Annotated in this window: 17 protein-coding genes; 14 read left to right on the top strand and 3 right to left on the bottom strand. The window is 26.9% G+C overall.

What is annotated here, in order from left to right; genetic code table 11:
• Positions 1 to 19 precede the first annotated feature (19 nt).
• From CXF68_RS09425 to bla, 8 genes are all read left to right on the top strand, one after another.
• Entirely contained in the window at positions 20 to 643 is a 624-nt protein-coding gene (locus CXF68_RS09425) for an NAD(P)H-dependent oxidoreductase (RefSeq protein ID WP_101044106.1), read from the top strand.
• A gap of 178 nt (positions 644 to 821) precedes the next feature.
• Entirely contained in the window at positions 822 to 1,274 is a 453-nt protein-coding gene (locus CXF68_RS09420; protein WP_101047440.1) for a DMT family transporter, read from the top strand.
• Positions 1,271 to 2,014, top strand: a complete 744-nt coding sequence (locus tag CXF68_RS09415) for a GNAT family N-acetyltransferase (RefSeq protein WP_101044105.1) — start codon at positions 1,271 to 1,273, stop codon at positions 2,012 to 2,014. The genes CXF68_RS09420 and CXF68_RS09415 overlap by 4 nt, the downstream gene beginning before the upstream one ends.
• A gap of 246 nt (positions 2,015 to 2,260) precedes the next feature.
• On the top strand, positions 2,261 to 2,956 hold the full coding sequence (locus CXF68_RS09410) for a hypothetical protein (RefSeq protein ID WP_157821898.1): 696 nt from the start codon (positions 2,261 to 2,263) through the stop codon (positions 2,954 to 2,956).
• 86 nt (positions 2,957 to 3,042) lie between these two features.
• The gene (locus tag CXF68_RS09405; RefSeq protein ID WP_101044103.1) at positions 3,043 to 3,771 is read left to right on the top strand and encodes a hypothetical protein; all 729 of its coding nucleotides are present in this window, start codon (positions 3,043 to 3,045) and stop codon (positions 3,769 to 3,771) included.
• A gap of 142 nt (positions 3,772 to 3,913) precedes the next feature.
• Positions 3,914 to 5,056, top strand: coding sequence for a sterol desaturase family protein (locus CXF68_RS09400; protein ID WP_101044102.1), 1,143 nt, complete (start codon positions 3,914 to 3,916; stop codon positions 5,054 to 5,056).
• A gap of 179 nt (positions 5,057 to 5,235) precedes the next feature.
• Entirely contained in the window at positions 5,236 to 6,177 is a 942-nt protein-coding gene (locus CXF68_RS09395) for a peptidase (protein ID WP_101044101.1), read from the top strand.
• Between the two features lie 129 nt (positions 6,178 to 6,306).
• Complete coding sequence (bla, locus tag CXF68_RS09390; protein ID WP_101044100.1) at positions 6,307 to 7,116, top strand: subclass B1 metallo-beta-lactamase; 810 nt, start codon at positions 6,307 to 6,309, stop codon at positions 7,114 to 7,116.
• A 4,213-nt stretch (positions 7,117 to 11,329) separates the two neighbouring features.
• Here bla and CXF68_RS09385 read toward each other — a convergent pair.
• Positions 11,330 to 11,737 (bottom strand): DUF2391 family protein, encoded by a 408-nt coding sequence (locus tag CXF68_RS09385; protein WP_101044099.1) that lies wholly within the window; start codon positions 11,735 to 11,737, stop codon positions 11,330 to 11,332.
• A 402-nt stretch (positions 11,738 to 12,139) separates the two neighbouring features.
• On the bottom strand, positions 12,140 to 12,685 hold the full coding sequence (locus CXF68_RS09380) for a hypothetical protein (RefSeq protein ID WP_101044098.1): 546 nt from the start codon (positions 12,683 to 12,685) through the stop codon (positions 12,140 to 12,142).
• A 486-nt stretch (positions 12,686 to 13,171) separates the two neighbouring features.
• On the opposite strand from CXF68_RS09380, the gene CXF68_RS09375 reads away from it, so the two are divergent.
• From CXF68_RS09375 to CXF68_RS09350, 6 genes are all read left to right on the top strand, one after another.
• Entirely contained in the window at positions 13,172 to 13,387 is a 216-nt protein-coding gene (locus tag CXF68_RS09375; RefSeq protein ID WP_101044097.1) for a hypothetical protein, read from the top strand.
• A 28-nt stretch (positions 13,388 to 13,415) separates the two neighbouring features.
• Positions 13,416 to 14,501, top strand: a complete 1,086-nt coding sequence (locus CXF68_RS09370) for a hypothetical protein (protein WP_101044096.1) — start codon at positions 13,416 to 13,418, stop codon at positions 14,499 to 14,501.
• A 99-nt stretch (positions 14,502 to 14,600) separates the two neighbouring features.
• Positions 14,601 to 16,589 (top strand): histidine kinase, encoded by a 1,989-nt coding sequence (locus CXF68_RS09365; protein ID WP_198553784.1) that lies wholly within the window; start codon positions 14,601 to 14,603, stop codon positions 16,587 to 16,589.
• Between the two features lie 3 nt (positions 16,590 to 16,592).
• On the top strand, positions 16,593 to 17,444 hold the full coding sequence (locus tag CXF68_RS09360) for a metallophosphoesterase (RefSeq protein WP_101044094.1): 852 nt from the start codon (positions 16,593 to 16,595) through the stop codon (positions 17,442 to 17,444).
• Positions 17,437 to 18,195, top strand: coding sequence for a LytTR family DNA-binding domain-containing protein (locus CXF68_RS09355; protein WP_101044093.1), 759 nt, complete (start codon positions 17,437 to 17,439; stop codon positions 18,193 to 18,195). Before CXF68_RS09360 ends, CXF68_RS09355 begins: the two co-directional genes overlap by 8 nt.
• Positions 18,196 to 18,276: 81 nt before the next feature.
• Positions 18,277 to 18,834, top strand: coding sequence for a YqgE/AlgH family protein (locus tag CXF68_RS09350; RefSeq protein WP_101044092.1), 558 nt, complete (start codon positions 18,277 to 18,279; stop codon positions 18,832 to 18,834).
• On the opposite strand, the gene CXF68_RS09345 is transcribed toward CXF68_RS09350, so the two are convergent.
• On the bottom strand, positions 18,831 to 19,661 hold the full coding sequence (locus CXF68_RS09345; protein WP_101044091.1) for an aminotransferase class IV: 831 nt from the start codon (positions 19,659 to 19,661) through the stop codon (positions 18,831 to 18,833). The genes CXF68_RS09350 and CXF68_RS09345 overlap by 4 nt on opposite strands.
• Between the last annotated feature and the right edge of the window lie 71 nt (positions 19,662 to 19,732).

The following is a 19,732-nucleotide window of genomic DNA, read 5'->3' as shown; positions in this document are numbered from 1 at the left end:
TAATAGTAAAAAAGATATAATGGATTTAATAAACAATCTTGAATGGGAATATGTTACTAAAAAATTTGATTCTTCCAAGAAAGTTTCAGAAAAAAAAATAGAACAACTAAAAAAAGTCATTCAATTATCAACCTCTTCTTATGGTCTTCAATTATATAAAGTATTAATTATTGAAGAGAAAATATTAAGAGAAAAGCTAAAAAGTGCTTCTTATAACCAAAATCAAATAACTGAAGCATCTCATTTAATTCTTTTTTGTAATTACGCGACAGTTAATGAATCACATATAGATGAATACTTCGATCTAAAATATAAAACAGCACAACTTAACATAGCCAATTACAAGGAGTACTCAGATTTCATAAAAAAAGATATTAGTACTAAATCTCAAATAGAAAAAGATAAATGGACTTCTAACCAAACTTATATTGCTTTAGAGAATTTATTAAATGCCTGTGCAGCACTTAAAATTGATACTTGCCCGATGGAAGGTTTTAATGCCGAAAAGTACAACGAAATACTAAACCTTACTAAACAAAACTTAAGTACCACTGTTATAGCAACTGTAGGTTACCGTTCAGATAAAGATTCTTCTCAGCATTCTAAAAAGATTAGAAAACCTATCGAAAATATATTCATATAATGAAATCACTAAAAAAAGTATTTATCTTAATGTTGATTAACATCATAGTATTCTTTACAACTCCCTATTTTGTATTAGCCACTTGGGTTTTATTTATAACCTGGTTAAATTGTGTTTTTCATTCGACAAACATAAACTTAGGTAAATCAACTGAACTAAAGCATCAATAATGATAAACATGACAAGTAAATATAACTTATTAATTTTAGCTTTTATTGGTGGTGTATTTTTAGCTATGCAAGGTGGTTTAAATACACGATTGGGTATTCTTTTAAAGAACCCTGTGTTGGCTAGTCTAGTCGCATTTTTTAGTAGTACTGTGTTTGCCCTAATATTTGTACTATTCAATTTTAAAGCTATACCAACAATCCTACAAATAAGAGAAATACCTTTTTATCTGTGGTTTACAGGTGGTTTTTTTAGTGTTTTAGGAATAAGCTTATACTACTACACGATTCCAAAATTAGGAATTTCTACAATGATTTCAATTGGACTCTTTGGTCAATTAATCTTTGCAGTAATTGCAGGAAACTACGGTTGGTTAAATTTACCATTAGAACCGATAACTTTAAAAAAAATAATTGGAATTTCATCAATGATTATTGGAGTCTTATTAATTAATATAAAATGAAAAACATATTAGCAAATATTGAAAACTTAACCTCGCTTTGGCAAATAATATGCGAACCTTTTAATTCTAACTTTAAAGAAGAATGTTTTAATTATAATTTAATTAAAAACTCTGAGTGGCCAAATAAATTGTGGTTTACTAAAGATATTGATATGAACACTGTGTTATTAGCTAAAGAAAAACTAGTATCGCTATCAACAGATTTAACGGTACCGTATTGGGATATTTACAATAGTAATTCTTTTAATATATTAGAAAAAAATGGATTTAACCTTAAGTTTGAACAAATAGGAATGTCTTTAAAAAGAGATTACGTATTTACAAAATTAGGTACTGTAAGTTTAAAAAAAGTATCTTTTGAAAACGAGACTCTTTTATGGTCGGAATTATTCTCTAAGTCTTTCGGGTATTTTATAAACCCAATATTGCTTACCAAATCTCAAAAAAACACCACTTTTTATATTGCTTATCATAAAAATGAAGCTATAGGAACAGGCGTTTTACATACAACAAACAATATTACGGGTATTCATTCTGTAGGAGTTACTCCTGAACAAAGAAGGAAAGGTTATGCTGAGCAAATAATGAAACTTTTAATAAATGAATCAATTAAAGCAAATAGCAATTATATTACTTTACAATCATCTAATATGGGAAAAGGGTTGTATTTAAAACTAGGGTTTGAAGAACAGTTTACAATAAAAAACTACAGTTTACAACGAAATTTAGAGAACTATTAGCAAGTTAAAAATAGGTTTCGACTGCACTTCATCCAAACACTTTAAAGATGATTAAGATTAGCTTATACCGACACTAAAATTGATGTAGAAAAATAATAGTAAAATTGTTAATTTTGGCTAAGTGCTAAAATCGAAAAAGTAAGTGCTTTTTTACACCTTACTATTCTTATGTAAAATTGTTGTGCTTCATTATACAATCAACTTTAAAACACAAAACCTTTACACAATCTAAAAAACGAAAATTGAATGAATAAGATACTACTCTTTATGTTTTTACCTTTTATGTTTTTATCTTGTATATCTAACAACTATAAAAAGCAAAAAACTGAAGAAATAAATAATTCAAAAAAAATTCAGACTTCAACTAAATCTGAAAATATAAAAACCGAGACTGAACATAAAACAGCTACTCAAAAAGAAGTAATTGTTGTTGTTAAAAATAAATCTGACTATAGCGAAAAATTTATAAAGGGGTTGAAAAAAATAGTTGGTTTTGGAGATTTTGAATTAACTGACAACTTTTTAATATTAAAAAATAAAGACACCGTTGAATTTCCTGACAAACCTAAAATAAACAAACAAATAGTTTTAACTGCTGAAAAAGATAATTTAGCAATAACTCTAAAAATTAAAAGAATTAATCAAGTTTCAATTGAATATATAATTGATATGGCTCAATTTGGTAAATCAACATTTAAAAGTAATGGAACTGCTGAAATAAGTCCAGGTTTCTTTTTAGGTTCAGAAAGTGATACAGATGAAGCAACAGGCATTTCATACTTTTCAACATCATATGAAAATGTAAACAACAAATGCTTTACATATATCCGATTAGGAACTCAAGAAGAATCTCCTCTTTTACTTGGTAAAGTAATAAAAAATTGCAACGACAAAATAAAAGAAATAAACCTAGAGAACTTTCCTACATTACGTGAAGAATAAAGGCGAATAAAAACACTTTAGCTAGGTACCATACTTAAAATCTAATGTTACAACTCTAGCATTAAACATAATTAGAAAAAAAGAAAATGAATTTATTCAAAAGACTATTTAGTTCGAAAGCTAAAAAAGAAAACACAGAAAAAATAACATTATCTACAACAACAATATCTAAATCTGAATTAGATAAATTGAAGGTTGGAGATACTATTACTTTAGGAAACGACAATAAAGTTACCTACGAATCTAAATGGATTAAAGCAAGTGACAACTCATATCAAAAAGACATATTTGATTGTAGAGAATATGCGATAAATATGCTTTCTTCAACCCAAAATTCTGAAATAGCAAATAAATTTCTAGAACTTAGAAAGAGCGATGGTAAAGAATACATTGGTCAGTTTCCTAACAATGGAACAAAGTGTGAAGTTGAATTAAACTTTAACAATAATAGAGAACAACTTTCGGATGGAATAATTTTTAAAGCGCAAACAATGGAAGAAAAATGGGATATTTATAAATATGCAAATTTTCTTTTTTTTATTAGAAGCTGGACTGGTGATTTAGTTTACTTTTCAAATTACATACCTACAGAAGAAGGTTTTAAAGTTGATCTTATTGTTTTAGATGCCAATAAAATTGACCAGAAAGATCCGTTTTTTGAATTTAAAGTTGTTGAATTTTTAATTCATAGCCATATTTTAAATTACAAACTACCACATCCCCTACCTAAAAGTTTAGAAAATAAAGTTGATAATATTTTAGGGTATTCATTTTCTATGTTTGGAAATAGAGGACATTACGCTTCTTATGAATAAAGCTAATTATTTTAAAGAAACAGTCATGATTTAGTGGATAGTCCAGCCTTTTTTCTATTTTTACTGAGTTTAATAAAGTACGATAATAACCTAAATATTGGTAATCGTATTTTAATATAAACATCCTAAAAATTGCAAAAAAATGAAAGATCAAATTAAACGAATGCGAGTCGGTGAAGGACGAATTAGCGGAGCTATTTCAATATTCCTTGGCTGTCTATCCTTAGTAGGAATATTATGTTTCAAATTCCCAGAACAACTAACAACACCTGAATTCCGAGAGGTTTATACCGCTGAAATTGTTGAAAACCTTATGCTAGGAGGAATCATTGCTACATTTCTTTTTGCACTAGTTAGTATACTACTTAATAAAAACAAACAAAATGCCGTAATAGGAATTTGTTTGGGTGCACTAACAATCGTTTTTGGAGGAATTACAGTTGAAGGTAGGACTGTGCAAGAAATTAACTGGAGTATAGGACTGGATTGGCTTATTTTAGATTTATTAATAATGGCATTACTATTTGTACCTATAGAATTAGCTTTTCCAAAAAACAAGTTACAAACCAAATTTCATGAAGAATGGAGAACTGACCTTATATATTTCGGAATAAGCCATTTAGCTATTCAATTATTTGGAGTTATAACCAAAAAACCAGCAGTTGCCTTTTTTGGTTGGATGAATTTAGATCAGGTTCATATTTTTATTTCAGAATTACCATTTCTAGTTGAGTTATTCCTAGCTTTATTTATAACAGATGTTTTTCAATATTGGGCACATCGTTTTTTTCATTCACACCATTACTTATGGAGATTTCATTCAATTCACCATTCAACACAAAATATGGATTGGCTTGCTGGCTCTCGAACTCATTTTATAGATATATTTTTCACCCGTAGCATATCTTATATACCTCTTTATGTATTAGGTTTTTCTACGCTTACATTTAATGTTTATATTTTATTTATTGCAATTCATGCCGTTTTAATTCATGCCAATACAAGAATTAATTTCGGGTTCTTAAAGTACATTATAACAACACCGCAATACCATCATTGGCATCATTGCGAAGAGCCTGAACATTACGGAAATAATTTTGCTGTTGTGTTTCCTTTTATAGATAAAATCTTTGGAACTTATCACCTGCCTGGAAAAGAATGGCCAAAAGGAACTGGATTAATTGATGCAACATTTCCGAAGGGTTTTGTAAAACAGCTTTTCTTTCCCTTTACAAAGAATCCTTTCAAAAACGACTTATTGCCTGAAGAAAAGAGTAATCGATAATTAAACATTTTTTTTTAAGATTTCTTTTTTTGATGTTCGAAAATAGAAAAATAATAAAACTATTTAATTACGGTAAATCGAGTTAAAAATTTATTTTTTTATAGTGATTACACGTTTAAGGAAAATTAAAATATAAATAGGTAGCCTATTTATCTACCCAATAAAATTAAAGATAAAGAATGTTTAAAGTAGCTATTAAAAGCAAAGAAGATGAGGATATTTCTATTTTAATAAAAGTAGCTAATCATTCATTTAATTATGTATGTGATTGTGGTGAGGCTAAAAGTTTAACTGTAAAAGAATGTCAAAACATAAATGCAATTTTCATAAGCCATACTCATATAGATCATTTTGTGAATTTTGACACTATTCTAAGACATCAAATTGGTATTAAACGAAAAGTTGTTATTTGCGGACCTAGAGGCATAATTGACCAAGTTCAAAACCGTATTAAAAGTTATTGTTGGAATCTTATTGAGAAAGATGCTATCTCATACGAGATTAGAGAAATTCTAACAAAAAATAAAATTAAAACAACTATTTTAAATCCGCCTTTGTGGGAAAAAGAAGAAATTAAAGAAATAAACAATACTGTAATATTTAAAGAAAAAGACTTTTTAGTAAATTTTGATATTCTTGATCATAAAACAGCTTCTATCTGTTATTTATTTAAAGAAAATGATAAAACTAAAATTGAACTTAACAATAATTTTAAAGGTGGGAAATGGGCTTCTGAACTAAAAAAAGCCTTTGAAACAAACAATGAAAATTTAATAATTACTGTTAATAATAAAGATTATTTAGCAAAAGAATTATTTCACATGGTAACCTCTCAAAAGGGAAAAAAAGTTGGTGTTATTATGGATCATAGTGCGAATACAGAAAATCATAAGAAAATAAAAGAGCTATTTATTAATGCTGATGAGGTATACATTGAATGTTTTTATAAAGATGAAGACAAAGAGTTTGCTATAAAAAATTACCACAGTTATGCATCTATGTCAGGAAAAATAATGAAGGAAACAAATGTTAAAAATGCAATTCCGGTTCATTTTTCTCGTAAATATGATGAATATGAAATTCTACAATTAATTAAACAATTTGAAAATGCGAAAAAATGATTTTAAATAATCAATAATTACAGAATAACTTTATTACCTCCTATAATATTAATGCGAACTTTGTAGTTCCTACAATATACTTATCGAGTATTATCAACACTAAAAAACGGATATAAAAAACAAAACCTAATGAGAAAATTATTACTAGTTATCTTTATTATTACAACAGCAGTTTTTATTTCATGTAAAAAAACTTTAGCTAAACACAATCAGAAAAAACAAGAGACTAGCAACAAGAAATCTAAAACAAATTTTGTTGACAGTTTAACTATTTATCAATCGAAAAATTTGATAATTAAAAAACTTTCTAATCATGTTTATCAACATGTTTCTTTTTTAAATACTGACTCTTTTGGAAAAGTATCCTGTAATGGTATGTTAGTTATAAATGAAAATAAAGGGATAGTTTTTGATACCCCAACTGACAATAAAAGTTCTTTAGAATTAATAAATTTTGTTGCCAATAAACTTAAAAGTAAAATAATAGCACTTATTCCGACTCATTTTCACAAAGATTGCATTGGCGGAATACAAATATTTGAAGAAAATAATATACCAACATATGCTACAAACCAAACTATAAAGTTATTAAACAACAATGGTAAAGCCTTTACAAAACCAGTTAATAAGTTTAATACTAATCTCACTTTAGAAATTGGAAACAAAAAAGTATATGCAGCATATTTAGGAGAAGGTCATACTAAAGATAATATCATAGGTTATTTTACTGAAGACAAAGTTCTGTTTGGTGGATGTTTAATTAAAAAAGTAAATGCAAGTAAGGGGAACTTAGAAGATGCAAACACAAACGATTGGTCAGAGACTGTTCGTAACATAAAATTAAAGTACCCTGACACTAAGATTGTTATTCCTGGACATGGAAAACATGGCGGAACTGAATTATTAGAATATACAATAACTCTTTTTGAAGAAAAATAGATTACTAATTACGATGCACATACAAACTTTAACTATTAAATAAGGAAACACCAGAAACCACCAATAAAACCTGAAGATGTTTGTATTAGACGAAGAGATCTTAATTGTTGTCTTATCTGGTATTAAAACATTTAACGACTGTTAATTTACCTCTCCTTTTAAATTTTAATCGATACTTAAATGCCACTTATCTAACATTTAAAAATTAAACCCTCTTCTTAAATTATATTTACTACATGGTTTAAGTTTGAGTTATATATATATAGAAAAGAAGTTATCCCGGGGGACGGCTTCTTTTCTCTTTTATTACAATTTGATTAAAATTTATTTTATGGTTTTACCTTACTTATTTTATGTTTTTTTTCTATACCCTTATCTTTAATTATTTAATTTTGAAAATATTAAATGTAAAGAGCTTTCTTTATGGGGATAAAAGCTTTTATTAAAAAAGAGTTCAGAAATGAACTCTTTTTTATTTTATTTGTGACCTAACATAAATAACTGTGTCACAACAGTGTAAGAATTATTTTATCCCCTTTTAATAATTCCCTTATAAAATAAACATCCCTATATTATTTGAATTGATTATAAGCTCCCTTTGGAGCTTTTTTCATGTCTTTTAACTACATTTTTTCACCCTTTTACCTTGCTTATTTTATGTTTTTTTTCATAATTATTCTTTTTGATTACATACTTCTACAATTTCACAATTCAAGTTCCAATTTTATTTAAACAAATAAGCTATTCATCTATACTTATCTTCAATTAGTCTAATTTTTTAATTAATTACTATATATGATACTATCTTTAACATATCAATTTGAATTAAAAAATTTCATTGTAGTTTTTATTTAATTAGTTTTCAGAAAAGAAGTATCCTTAATAAAGGATTGCTTCTTTTCTTTTTTATTACGCTTTTTTCACTTTTTAATACTCACTTTGTAAGCTAAAAAAAATCCCTCGTCTAAAAGCTCGAATTTAATAGTTAGGGGAACTTTTATTTTCATTTAGGGGTAAGGAGCATATAACTATGCTCCTTTTATCTTCTGTTATTTATTTTTTTATACTTTTGAATAAATATCTCTCATCATGTTAACTATTGGAGTCATTGCTATTGTTTTAATCGGTTTATATATTCGCCCAAAAAATCGCAACATTGGTAAATCAGATTATTTCAAACGAAAATTCAAGAAATAACTACATTATTTTAATAATTTGTTTCTTTCTATATTTTCTACCATCTGAACTACCGCAATAACAGCTCAAAGCTCTTTTCTATAATCATCAAATCTTCTGCCTTACAAATTTCTTAGTTTGGTGTATTTTCCGCAAGTAAAAAGGTTTTTTAAATGATAATCCAAAACTTCTTTACTTACGTCTCCAAATTGTTAAGATAATATTGCAATCCACTCAATTGGTTTATAGCGTTGTTCTCCCGATCTTTCATTTATGAGCTTGACATTATTTTTGTATTTTCAATAATACCCCTCCCATAATTTGCGTTATTTTTTTAACTTAAACTTTATGGTTAAGCCTTACCTTTTTTACGGTTTATTAAACTCATTTTAGTTTTATTATGTATATGTTTGTCATAAGTTTATTATAGTTTTATTTAGATTTACTATTTTAATCTTAATTTTCTTATTCCTAATTACACAGCTCCTTCGGGAGCTTTTTTTATATTAATTTTACTACTGTTTATTTACCCTCTCTTTTCTTAAATTATCTTTGCTGCATGGTTTAATTTTGAGTTGGTTATATAGAAAAGAAGTTATCCAAAGAGACAACTTATTTTCATTTTCACTACTTTTTAAGTAGTATTTATTTTACGGTTATACCTTACATATTTTATGGTTTTTTATCTACATTTTCACTCTTAATTATTTAATTTTGAGATATTCAATTTGTATATTGTTTTTTTATCAGACAAAAAAACTTTATAAAATAAAGAGTTCAGAAATGAACTCTTTTTTATTCCTTTAACTACTGTTTTATTAATATTTATTTTACGATTTCACCTTACTTATTTTATCGTTTTTATCGATCCCCTTATCTTATCCTTAATAATTTAAAAAAATTAAAATGTATATAGCTCTCTTTATGGGGAAAAGCTTTATTAATCAAGAGTTCATTTCTGAACTCTTTTTTATTGCTTTAACTACTATTCTTACTTTATTTTGTTATTACTATCTTAAATCAATGGAAAACAGCTATGACCAACTTAAAACCGAATATGTTTCTCTGGTTATTAAATTCATAACTATTTTTTTATTCTAATTTTTGCTTTAATTTCTTTAGCTGAATTTATTGACGGATTAGATTATAATCATGCAACTCCACATTCTTCAGTACACACCTGCGTTATTAATTGGCCTTATGAGCCTTTACAATTTAAATAACTTCCTCTTCCAAATAAAAATCTTCTTTAGTCATTTTTCTACTTTTTTATAGTTTTTTTTTAATTAAGATTTCACGATTGAGCCTTACCTTTTTCATGTTTTATTAAACACATTATATATGATTGTTATCGTTTTATTTATATAAATTTTATTACTTTTTTATTGATTAATATTTTACGGTTTTACCTTACTTTTTTTACGGTTTTTTTTTATAATTATTCTTTTTTATTACATACTTTTGCCGACTCATAATTTGGAAGGGTTATGATTAGTAATTTAGATTAATGTAGAACTCCTTCGGGGGTTCTACTTTTTTATTCTTTTTTCTTAATATTAAATTCATTTGTGACTTTTCGTAAAACACTGTGTCAAAACAATGTAACCCAAAACGGGTAAGATATTTTTTCTTTTCTGAGTTTGTAAATGAAACATAAAGTAAATCTCGCCATATATAAAGAGGTCACTAAAAAGAAACATTTAGATACTTTTGATTTTATATAAAAAAGAAGTTATCCAAAAGGACAGCTTCTTTTCTTTTTAATCATTGCTCTAATAAATACATCCGTTCAACTATTTCTGAATGTTCACTTGGTATTTTAGAAATGTATTTGAGATAATCATCATGTATCCTCCCAAAAACCCACCACTAATTCTTACACTATCTTGTAGTCTCATACCTACTTTTTTAATATTAATTGTATCATTTTATATAATGTTTAAAATTCAAATAGAATCAGGAGTTACATATAGTTTTGATCGTATAAAATTATTTAAACTTATACCTTATTGCTCCCCTAATTAGTATGCCCCCCTTTTCTCATGATTACTTCATGTATAAAATTGATACATGAATTTTTGATAAATTTCAAAAGAAAATTATAAATATTTCGGTCTTGCATTTGCTAATACCTTTAGATTAAATCTTTGCTTTTATTAACATCAATTCATTTTTAACCACCAATTATTACATTATTTAACTACAGTTTTATTAATATGTATTTTACGTTTTTACCTTACTTATTTTATGGTTTTTTTTCTATATACTTATCCTTAATTATTTAATTTTGAAAATATTAAATATAAAGAGCTTTCTTTATGGGGATAAAAGCTTTTATTAATAAATAAGAGTTCAGAAATGAGCTCTTATTTAATTTATATTCGACCTAACATAAATAACTGTTTCACAAAAGTGTAAGAATTATTTTGTCCTCTTTTAATAATTCCCTTATATAACAACATACCTATATTATTTGAATTGATTACAAGCTCCTTTTGGAGCTTTTTTCATATCTTTTAACTACAGTTTAATTAATATGTATTTCACGTTTTTACCTTACTTATTTTATGGTTTTTTTTCATCATTATTCTTTTTGATTATATAGTTTTGCTCACTCATAATTTGGAAGGGTTATGACTAGTAATTTAGATTAATGTAGAACTCTTTCGGGAGTTCTACTTTTAATGTTTTTTTCGTTCTCTTAGCTGAAATAGTTACTACTATAGATTTTCATAAAATCAACAGTTATTTCGTGCCTCTTTGTGGTTTTGGCAACTTTAATTAACTACACTTATTTTAATATTCATTTACTTTAATTTTTGACATAAAAAAACACCTTAAAAAAGGTGTTCGTGGTAAGTATTATTTTATAAGGTTATTGTATATGATTTCGTTGTACGGTTTAAAGGTAACCGAACGTAGAGAAAATCTGTACGATTTTTCGAGTACACATACCCAAGAAATTAATTATAATCGTTGTTATACTTTCCTCTTCTTTTTTCATTTTCGAAACAAATAAACATTAATCAATATCTAATTATTCTTTATCAAACCCATCAACAATGACTCCTCCCATAGATGCAGGAAAACCAAGTATGATTATTCTTTTCAAAGCAATTATCGGGTCTTCTAAAATGGGCATTCTGTTAAGTGCAAATAGAACAATAAAAACGATAATAAGAGCAACTCCATAATCAATTATGATCCGAAAAATGAAATGGGATAATCTGTTTTTTATTTGCCCTTGAAATATTCCTTGAATAGAGTATAAACTTATAAATGATAACGATAAAAAAACAAGTAGAATTACGTTAAATAAAGGTAACGTTTCACTAAGCCTCCAAGATTCTTCTGAGAATGCTACAGGAACAGTCAATGCTGAGGCCCCAATTATTACCTGTACAATATCTTCTGTATTTATAGATTTTTTGAAAGATTTAATCATTTTTCTTAATATAATTTACGTTTCTGTTTGTTTTAAATATTTAATAATTTGTGCATAAAACACAACAGTGTTATATAGTTGCTAAGGCAACTGTACATCTTATATGAGATGGATATAGATAACATAGTAATCATATGTTTTGTACAAACTTAATGAATTAATTATACCCTTATGAAAATTGCAATTTTTTTAACTTACCTCAATTATGTGAATGAATTTTTCAGTTTTAAGGATCAGAAAACTTACAGTATTTTTAATGTTCAATTACTTAAATTTTGACATAAAAAAACACCTAAAAAAGGTGTTTGTGATAAGTAGTATATTTTTTTAACGTGACTGCATATATCTTGTTAGTAAACGTTTTTATTTCTATTTTACTAATCCGTGTTTTGTTCATTTTATTCAATCAGATTTTGATGAAAATAAATTTTTAAGAATTCGTATTAAACTATTTACCAAAAAGCATAATATCAATAATACCGTCCCGATTATAATTGGTAGTATTCCTCCAAATGTAAATAACATTCCAATTACAAACCCTAATAAGTATTCTGGTAAATGAACCGGTTTAAAAAAGGCAATAAGAATAGGGAAAAGAATAAAATATTGCAAGATACTCCCAAGATTAAATCCCCATAATAAAGACACTATAATACCAAATGCTAGTGCTGCTAAAAAACGTTTCAAAATTTCAGCTTCATAAGCTTCAAAATTGGATCCTGATTTTATTTTCTTATCTCTTCGTCGATGTATTAAAAATAGGCTTAACCAAGATAATAGAGGAATAGTTAATAAGCCCCACCAGTTAGAAATTTTTGGCAAATCTTGTCTTCCAAGCAGATGATGAGAAATCACTCCACCATTAAAGTACTCCCAAAGAGTAAATGCAAGAGCTAAAAAAAATACTCCTACAGTCACTTGAATTTTGTTATTTACTATTAATTTCATTTTCAATTATTTTTTTGCATTTAACGAATGTTATTTTTAGTGAGACGAAAGTCTTAAACTTTTGTTACTAGTTAATGTTACGTCATGTTTACGTTCCTTGTTGTTAACATGTTCATATACGGACTTCTTTTCTCCACACACACCATATGGAAGGGATACGCGGAATAAAAGTATTTAATAATAAATTCTTAAATACTTTTTATTACTTACCACAACTATGTCAATGAACTTTTCAGTTTTAAGAACCTGAAAACCTACAGTATTTTTAATATTCGATGAGCATCAAAATCGTTCATGATTAACACACCATAGATTCACACTATACACTAGCCTACTAAACGGCATTTTATAGATTAATTTCACTATTACAAAACATTTGCAAAGCTTCTTTTTTTTAACGAATTCTAATTTATTGACTACGAATTCTAATTAACTTAAAACTACACCCTACTTCTCCCCTAATTTTGACTGTATAAAACAAGTATTATGTGGTCTGATAACAATTATTCATCAATATTAAAAATGTATTTAAATAAATACAATAGCTTAAAACTAGAAGTAAACAACAACGGATTAATTGTAGCTGTTAAAAAGGAAGAAAATGGGAGATGGATTAACGATAGAAATCTACCTAATATTTTAAACAAACTACCTAACTGTTACAATTTAGAAAAAAATATAACAATCATTTTAAAACAATAATTATATAATAACCTTAAAATATAGATCTATGAAAAAACACATTTTAAAAGTAGGAATGGTAATGGGATTACTACTACTAATCGGAACATTTACAAACTGTAAAAAAACAAAAGAAAACAATAACCAAGAGTTGGGAAACATTGCTAAAAAAGAAGAAACTGTAAATAAAATTAAAGTAAACTCAAGAAAACCAATTGTATTTATTGCTGGGTTTGATAAAAGTGACAGTAAGTTTTACGATAGTGCTAGAGCTTTTTTTAAAGAAAAAAATTATCAAATTATAAATGAAGAATATTCTTTAGAAGAAATTATTTCTTGGATGAATAAAAATGCTTCTAAAAACCCGTATGGCGAAATTCATATTGTTAATTACAACGCTCCTTTTAAAGGCATGAACCTTGAAACAGTTATAAACGGAGAAAAGATTACCTCAGAATCGTTACAAAGAAGTATTGCTAAAAAAACATTACCTAGTTTAAAAACTGGAATTAACACAAATACTAAAATTGTATTTCATTCAAACGGTTTAGGCAAGAATACTGAGCTTTTAAAAAAATTAAAACAAGTATTCTCTACTGATCAAGTTCCGCAAATTGTTGCCTCACCATACTTTAATATATTCGGTGGAGAGTTTGCAAATCATTATTTAGCGCAACCATATTATGTATTTTACCCAACTGCAAATTCACCAGGAAAGGTAGATTTATCTAAAGAAATTGCAAAAAAATATCCTGAAGAAAAAGAAATAGACTGGTTTTCGGCTTTAACAAATGAAAGAGAGCGTTACATAGGCGAACCATATACACAACAATATAACGTACCTATTAAATTAGAGGTAGATTATATTAATGCAGATTATGAAATTCCAACATTTATAATGCAAGAAGAAATTATGGATTTCATAGCTGGTGATGAAGATTTAATGAAAGAAATGAATAAGCTAAAAATACCTGTAGATAAATTTAGATGGACTTATACAATAAAAGGTACAAAATTAATAATTAAAGGAAAAACATCAGTTTTATGTGTACTAAAGCCCTTAACAAAACCTTATGGTGATTTAAAACATGTAAAACCAGATACAAACAATAAGCGTTTGTATGCCATGAAATAATTAAATATTTTTAGGGAAACGTCATTGCGAATAACATGAAGTAATTTATAGTAAGATTACTTTATCGCAATGACGTTTAAATTAGTTAAGTTTGTTTTTATGAAGTTTCTTCGAAGTTTATTTTTTATTGTTTTTATCTTTTCTACATGTAATATTGTTGCGCAAATTAATGCGTTTAAAAATTACAACTCAAATAGTGGGTTACCAAGTGCAACTATAACTAATATCACACAAGATAACACTGGTTATTTATGGCTTACAACCAACAAAGGACTATCTCGTTTTGATGGAAACGAGTTTCTTAACTACACAAATAAAGATGGCTTAATTTCAAATAAAACAACAGTTATCTCTTCAAAAAACAACCTTTTAATAGGTACAAATAAAGGTTTAAGTATTAAAACCAGTAATAAATTTATCAATTTTGAAGAAAAAAAAATCAATTGCATTATTACAACAACTACTGGTACTTTTTTAGGAACCGATAAAGGTATTTTAAGAGTTCGAGAAGATTTTCTTTCAAATATTAGAACAAATTTTCAAATAGATTTAAATGTTATTAATGACCTAAAATTTGATGGTAGATTTTACTGGATAGCGACTAATAAAAGTTTATGGAAACTAGATAAGCTAATTAACCCAACACTTTTAAAAAGAGTTGGATTAGGTAATTACACCGCTATTCTTATCAATAATAAAAATTGTATTGCGACTACTTATAATGACGGAATTAAATTAATTAGAAATAATATTGCTGAAACAATTAGTACTACTCCAAATAAAATAACTGGTATCAAAAAAATTAATAATCAATTTTGGATTATTACAAGAAATGAAGGAATTGTTGTACTTGACGAAAATTTTTCTTTTGAAAGAAGCATTAATAAATACAATACCATAAATACCAATAAAATAAATACAGTATATCAAGATCAACAAAAAAACATTTGGATAGCCTCTAATAACAGAGGGCTCTTTAAACTAGAAGGAGAAACAGCTTTAAAAAACAAACCAGTAATTACTTTTCAAAACATCGAAGTTGTTTACAAAGCACTAGATACTATCGATATTAATAATTACCCTAAAACATTACAATTAAAACCAACCAAAAACCATATTTCATTTACCTACAAAACAGTTAATATAAATAACCCAAAAAAGGTTTTGTATCGTTATAAATTAAACAACCAGTTTAGTAGTTGGACGAGTAAAAACACTGTTGATTTAGCTTATTTAAACGCTGGTAATTATACTTTTATAGCACAATCGAAAATTGGAAAAATAGAAAGTAATCCTATTCAATTTAACTTTTTTATTGATAAGCCTATCTATCTGAAAAGTTGGTTTCAATGGCTTTGTATTACTTTAGCTGCTTTATTATTAAGTGGTACAATTTTGTTTTATATTAAAAAGATAAAAGCTAAAAACAGAGCAAAAGTAAAAAAACTACAATTAAAAAATCATTTATTGTCGCTCGAACAAAAAGCGTTACAATTACAAATGAATCCTCATTTTATCTTTAATGTTTTAAACAGTATTAAAGCCTTAGGAAACTCAGGAAAAGCTACTGAATTAAATACTACCATAAGCAAATTTGCTGTTCTTTTACGCAGTGTTTTAAATAACTCTAGACAAGAAGAAATTAGTTTAGCAGAAGAAATATCAGCTCTTAAAAACTATATAGAACTAGAACAACAAATGAGTTCAAACTCTTTTAACTATCAAATAAACACAAACTTAAATTTAGATTCCGAAGAAATTTTAATTCCACCAATGCTTATACAGCCCTTTGTAGAAAACAGCATTAAACACGGTATTAAAGCAAAAAAGGATGGAAAAATAACATTAGATTTTTCTACTAAAAATAATTATTTACGTTGTAGTATTATTGATAATGGTATTGGAATTCTTGAATCTAAAAAAAATAAAAAAGTAAGTTCTCACAATTCAGTAGCTATTAAAATTACTGAAGAACGTATTAAAACATTAACTAAAAGAAATGCTTTTCGTATTAAAGAACTTCTTGATAAAAATATTACCACTGGAACAAAAGTATCTTTTAAAATTCCTTTAAAAACTGATTTTTAAAAAATGAAAAGACGAAATTTCATAAAAAAAACAATTGCAGGATTACTTGGAACAGGCCTTTTAAGCGGAATATATAGCTGGCAAATTGAGCCTTTTTGGTTAGAATTTGTTCAGAAAAGAATGCCTATAAACAACCTACCAACAAACCTTATTGGTAAAAAATTAATGCAACTTAGTGATTTACATATAGGTGATCGTTTTGATTACACCTATATCATAAACTCATTTAAAAAAGCACAAAAATTAAATCCCGATTTTGTTGTATATACAGGTGATTTTGTTAGCTATGATAGTAAAAAGCAACTTAAACAATTAGAAGAAGTATTAAAACACGCCGTTAAAGGTAATATTGCTACTGTAGCTATTTTAGGAAACCACGATTATGGTAAAAACTGGACTGAAGCAAGTGTTGCTAATACGATTACCGCTTTATTAGAGCAAGCAGGTATAACCGTATTAAGAAATACCCAAAAAGAATTTAATGGTTTAAATATTATAGGTCTTGATGATTATTGGGGGTTAAATTTTAATCCTAAACCAATTATGCAGCAACATGATTCTAAAAAAGCAAATTTAGTATTATGCCACAACCCTGATGTATGTGATTTAGATATTTGGAATAATTATAAAGGTTGGATTTTATCTGGACACACACACGGAGGTCAAGTAAAACCACCCTTTTTACCAGCGCCTATACTGCCAGTTAAAAATAAAAGATATAGTGCTGGTAAAATAGATTTAAAAGATGGGAGAACTTTGTATATAAACAGAGCTTTAGGTCATTTATGGCAAGTTCGATTTAATGTAAGACCCGAAATAACATTATTCAAATTAACCAATACAACGCATGAATAAACTTACAGCCATTTTAGTTGAAGATCAATCAGCTGCTTTAGAAATGCTACAAAACGACATTTTAAACCATCATAAAGAAATTGAGATTATTGGTACAGCAAAAAGCGTTGTTGAAGCTTCAATATTATTGAGAAAAAAACAGCCTGATGTTTTATTTTTAGATATTATGCTTGGTGATGGTACTGGCTTTGATGTTCTTGAAATACATCCTAACCTATCATCAAAAGTTGTTTTTGTTACCGCTAGTGATGAGTTTGCTATTAAAGCTTTTAAATTTGCTGCAATCGATTATATTTTAAAACCTTATTCTAACGAAGATTTAGCAAATGCTATTAATAAAGCTAAACAACAAATAAAGCCAAATAAAGAACAACTAAATGTTTTACAAGAATCTATAAAAAAGCCAAATCAACGTCCTCAAAAAATTTCCTTAAACACTTCTGACAAAATAATCATTGTAAATTTAGACGATATTATTCGTTGTAAGTCAGATAATAATTATACTGAGTTTTATTTAATCAATAATCAAAAAATATTAGTAGGTAAGACTCTTAAATATTTTGCTGACATATTAAAAGAGTTTGATTTTTTAAGAGTTCACCAAAGTCACTTAGTTAATATACAGTATATCAAAGAGTTTATTAAATCTGACGGTGGTTATTTGGTTTTAAAAAATAAAAAAACAGTTCCGGTATCAGTTAGAAAAAGAAATGAAGTAATCAATACTTTAGAAAAAATACAACAACTTTAATCCTCTTTATTAAAAATTTTAACATTTATGTTAAAGTTTTATTAATATTTTACTTATTTTAGTGATATAAATACTAAAATTATGATTGCACTTACCCCCGAAAAAGGCAGATTACTAATTGCAAAACCGGCTATTTTAAATGATAATTGTTTTAAACGAACCATTATTTTATTAACAGAGCATACCTCTAAAAATGCGGTTGGTTTTATTTTAAATAGGCCTTCAAATCATGTTTTAAATGATTTAGTTCCTGAGATTGATTGTGATTTTACCGTATACCAAGGCGGACCTGTAGAACAAGACAATTTGTATTTTATACATAAAGTACCACTATTAATTCCTAATAGTATTGAAGTTGCTAACGGTATTTATTGGGGAGGTAATTTTGAACTTTTAAAAGATCTTTTAATTGAAGGGCTATTAAAATCTACCGATATTCGGTTTTTCTTAGGCTATTCTGGTTGGGAAACAACACAGCTAGAAGATGAATTAAATACAGATTCTTGGTTTATTTCTGAAAATGATTATGAGAATATCTTAAACACCAAAAATGAGAGTTTCTGGAAAAACAAACTACTTCAAAAAGGTGGTGAATATAAAATTTGGGCAAATGCACCGAGCGATATTCAAATGAATTAACCTGTTATCATTACTAATTTAAGGCTGCTTTTTATTTTATTGGTAACTTCATATGTAAATACTTTTTTTCGATAATTAGATACAGATTGAATACCTACAATTGCATTTGTTATAAAAACCTCATCTGCTTTTTGTAATTCAAATGGAGAAATAGCTGTTTCTTCAATAGAATAATTAGGGTTCTTCTCTAAAATTTCAATAACTTTTTTTCTAATAATTCCTTTTATACACCCTTCTGTTAAAGCTGGTGTTTTTACAACAGTACCTTTTACAACAAAAATATTTCCGTTTGTAGCCTCAACAACACCTTTACGTTCGTTAAGTAGCACACAATTATCTAAATCATTCTCATCAGCAAAAATAGCTGACAAGGTATTTATCATTCTATTTGTGGTTTTTATTGTAGATAAAAGTCCTGAATAATTATAAAAGTCTTTAAATAAATCTATCGTATAGGTCGTTTTTTCAACTTCGTTAAATTGATTCGCTTCAATTAAGTAATCAATTTCATTTGTTGTTGGTTTATAAAGCCCACCATCTTTTCTATAAACAGTTAATCGAACTCTATAATTTTGAGATTTTGGAAGCTCTCCTACTATTTTTAAAATTTCCTCTTGTAAAAATTCAAGAGTAAATTTCATTGGAATTTTCATACGTAACATTCGCATTGAAGCCATTAATCTAAAATAATGATCTTCAATAAAAACAACCTTACTATTAAATACCCTTATCGTTTCAAAAATAGCATCACCATATTTAAAAGCTCTATTTTCATTAGATAATTGCAGTTCTTTCTCTGAAATTATTTTCCCGTTAAAATTTATCATTCTTCAAAAAATTTGACTGCAAATTTACTGTTTAGGTAATAAGAATCCATAAAAAAACTCGACAAAATGTC

The sequence above is a fragment of the Tenacibaculum sp. Bg11-29 genome, assembly GCF_002836595.1.
Taxonomy (GTDB): Bacteria; Bacteroidota; Bacteroidia; order Flavobacteriales; family Flavobacteriaceae; genus Polaribacter.
The sequence above is the reverse complement of the archived record's forward strand: the minus strand, read 5'-3'. Positions and strand labels throughout refer to the sequence as shown.

What these genes read in the sequence shown, in the direction of transcription:
- CXF68_RS09385 (WP_101044099.1), bottom strand. Translation starts at nt 11,737, where the DNA reads ATGATTAAATCTTTCAAAAAATCTATAAATACAGAAGATATTGTACAG.
- CXF68_RS09350 (WP_101044092.1), top strand. Translation starts at nt 18,277, where the DNA reads ATGATTGCACTTACCCCCGAAAAAGGCAGATTACTAATTGCAAAACCG.
- CXF68_RS09420 (WP_101047440.1), top strand. Translation starts at nt 822, where the DNA reads ATGACAAGTAAATATAACTTATTAATTTTAGCTTTTATTGGTGGTGTA.
- CXF68_RS09405 (WP_101044103.1), top strand. Translation starts at nt 3,043, where the DNA reads ATGAATTTATTCAAAAGACTATTTAGTTCGAAAGCTAAAAAAGAAAAC.
- CXF68_RS09365 (WP_198553784.1), top strand. Translation starts at nt 14,601, where the DNA reads ATGAAGTTTCTTCGAAGTTTATTTTTTATTGTTTTTATCTTTTCTACA.
- CXF68_RS09380 (WP_101044098.1), bottom strand. Translation starts at nt 12,685, where the DNA reads ATGAAATTAATAGTAAATAACAAAATTCAAGTGACTGTAGGAGTATTT.
- CXF68_RS09360 (WP_101044094.1), top strand. Translation starts at nt 16,593, where the DNA reads ATGAAAAGACGAAATTTCATAAAAAAAACAATTGCAGGATTACTTGGA.
- CXF68_RS09375 (WP_101044097.1), top strand. Translation starts at nt 13,172, where the DNA reads ATGTGGTCTGATAACAATTATTCATCAATATTAAAAATGTATTTAAAT.
- CXF68_RS09400 (WP_101044102.1), top strand. Translation starts at nt 3,914, where the DNA reads ATGAAAGATCAAATTAAACGAATGCGAGTCGGTGAAGGACGAATTAGC.
- CXF68_RS09355 (WP_101044093.1), top strand. Translation starts at nt 17,437, where the DNA reads ATGAATAAACTTACAGCCATTTTAGTTGAAGATCAATCAGCTGCTTTA.
- CXF68_RS09345 (WP_101044091.1), bottom strand. Translation starts at nt 19,661, where the DNA reads ATGATAAATTTTAACGGGAAAATAATTTCAGAGAAAGAACTGCAATTA.
- CXF68_RS09410 (WP_157821898.1), top strand. Translation starts at nt 2,261, where the DNA reads ATGAATAAGATACTACTCTTTATGTTTTTACCTTTTATGTTTTTATCT.
- CXF68_RS09370 (WP_101044096.1), top strand. Translation starts at nt 13,416, where the DNA reads ATGAAAAAACACATTTTAAAAGTAGGAATGGTAATGGGATTACTACTA.
- CXF68_RS09395 (WP_101044101.1), top strand. Translation starts at nt 5,236, where the DNA reads ATGTTTAAAGTAGCTATTAAAAGCAAAGAAGATGAGGATATTTCTATT.
- CXF68_RS09415 (WP_101044105.1), top strand. Translation starts at nt 1,271, where the DNA reads ATGAAAAACATATTAGCAAATATTGAAAACTTAACCTCGCTTTGGCAA.
- bla (WP_101044100.1), top strand. Translation starts at nt 6,307, where the DNA reads ATGAGAAAATTATTACTAGTTATCTTTATTATTACAACAGCAGTTTTT.
- CXF68_RS09425 (WP_101044106.1), top strand. Translation starts at nt 20, where the DNA reads ATGGATTTAATAAACAATCTTGAATGGGAATATGTTACTAAAAAATTT.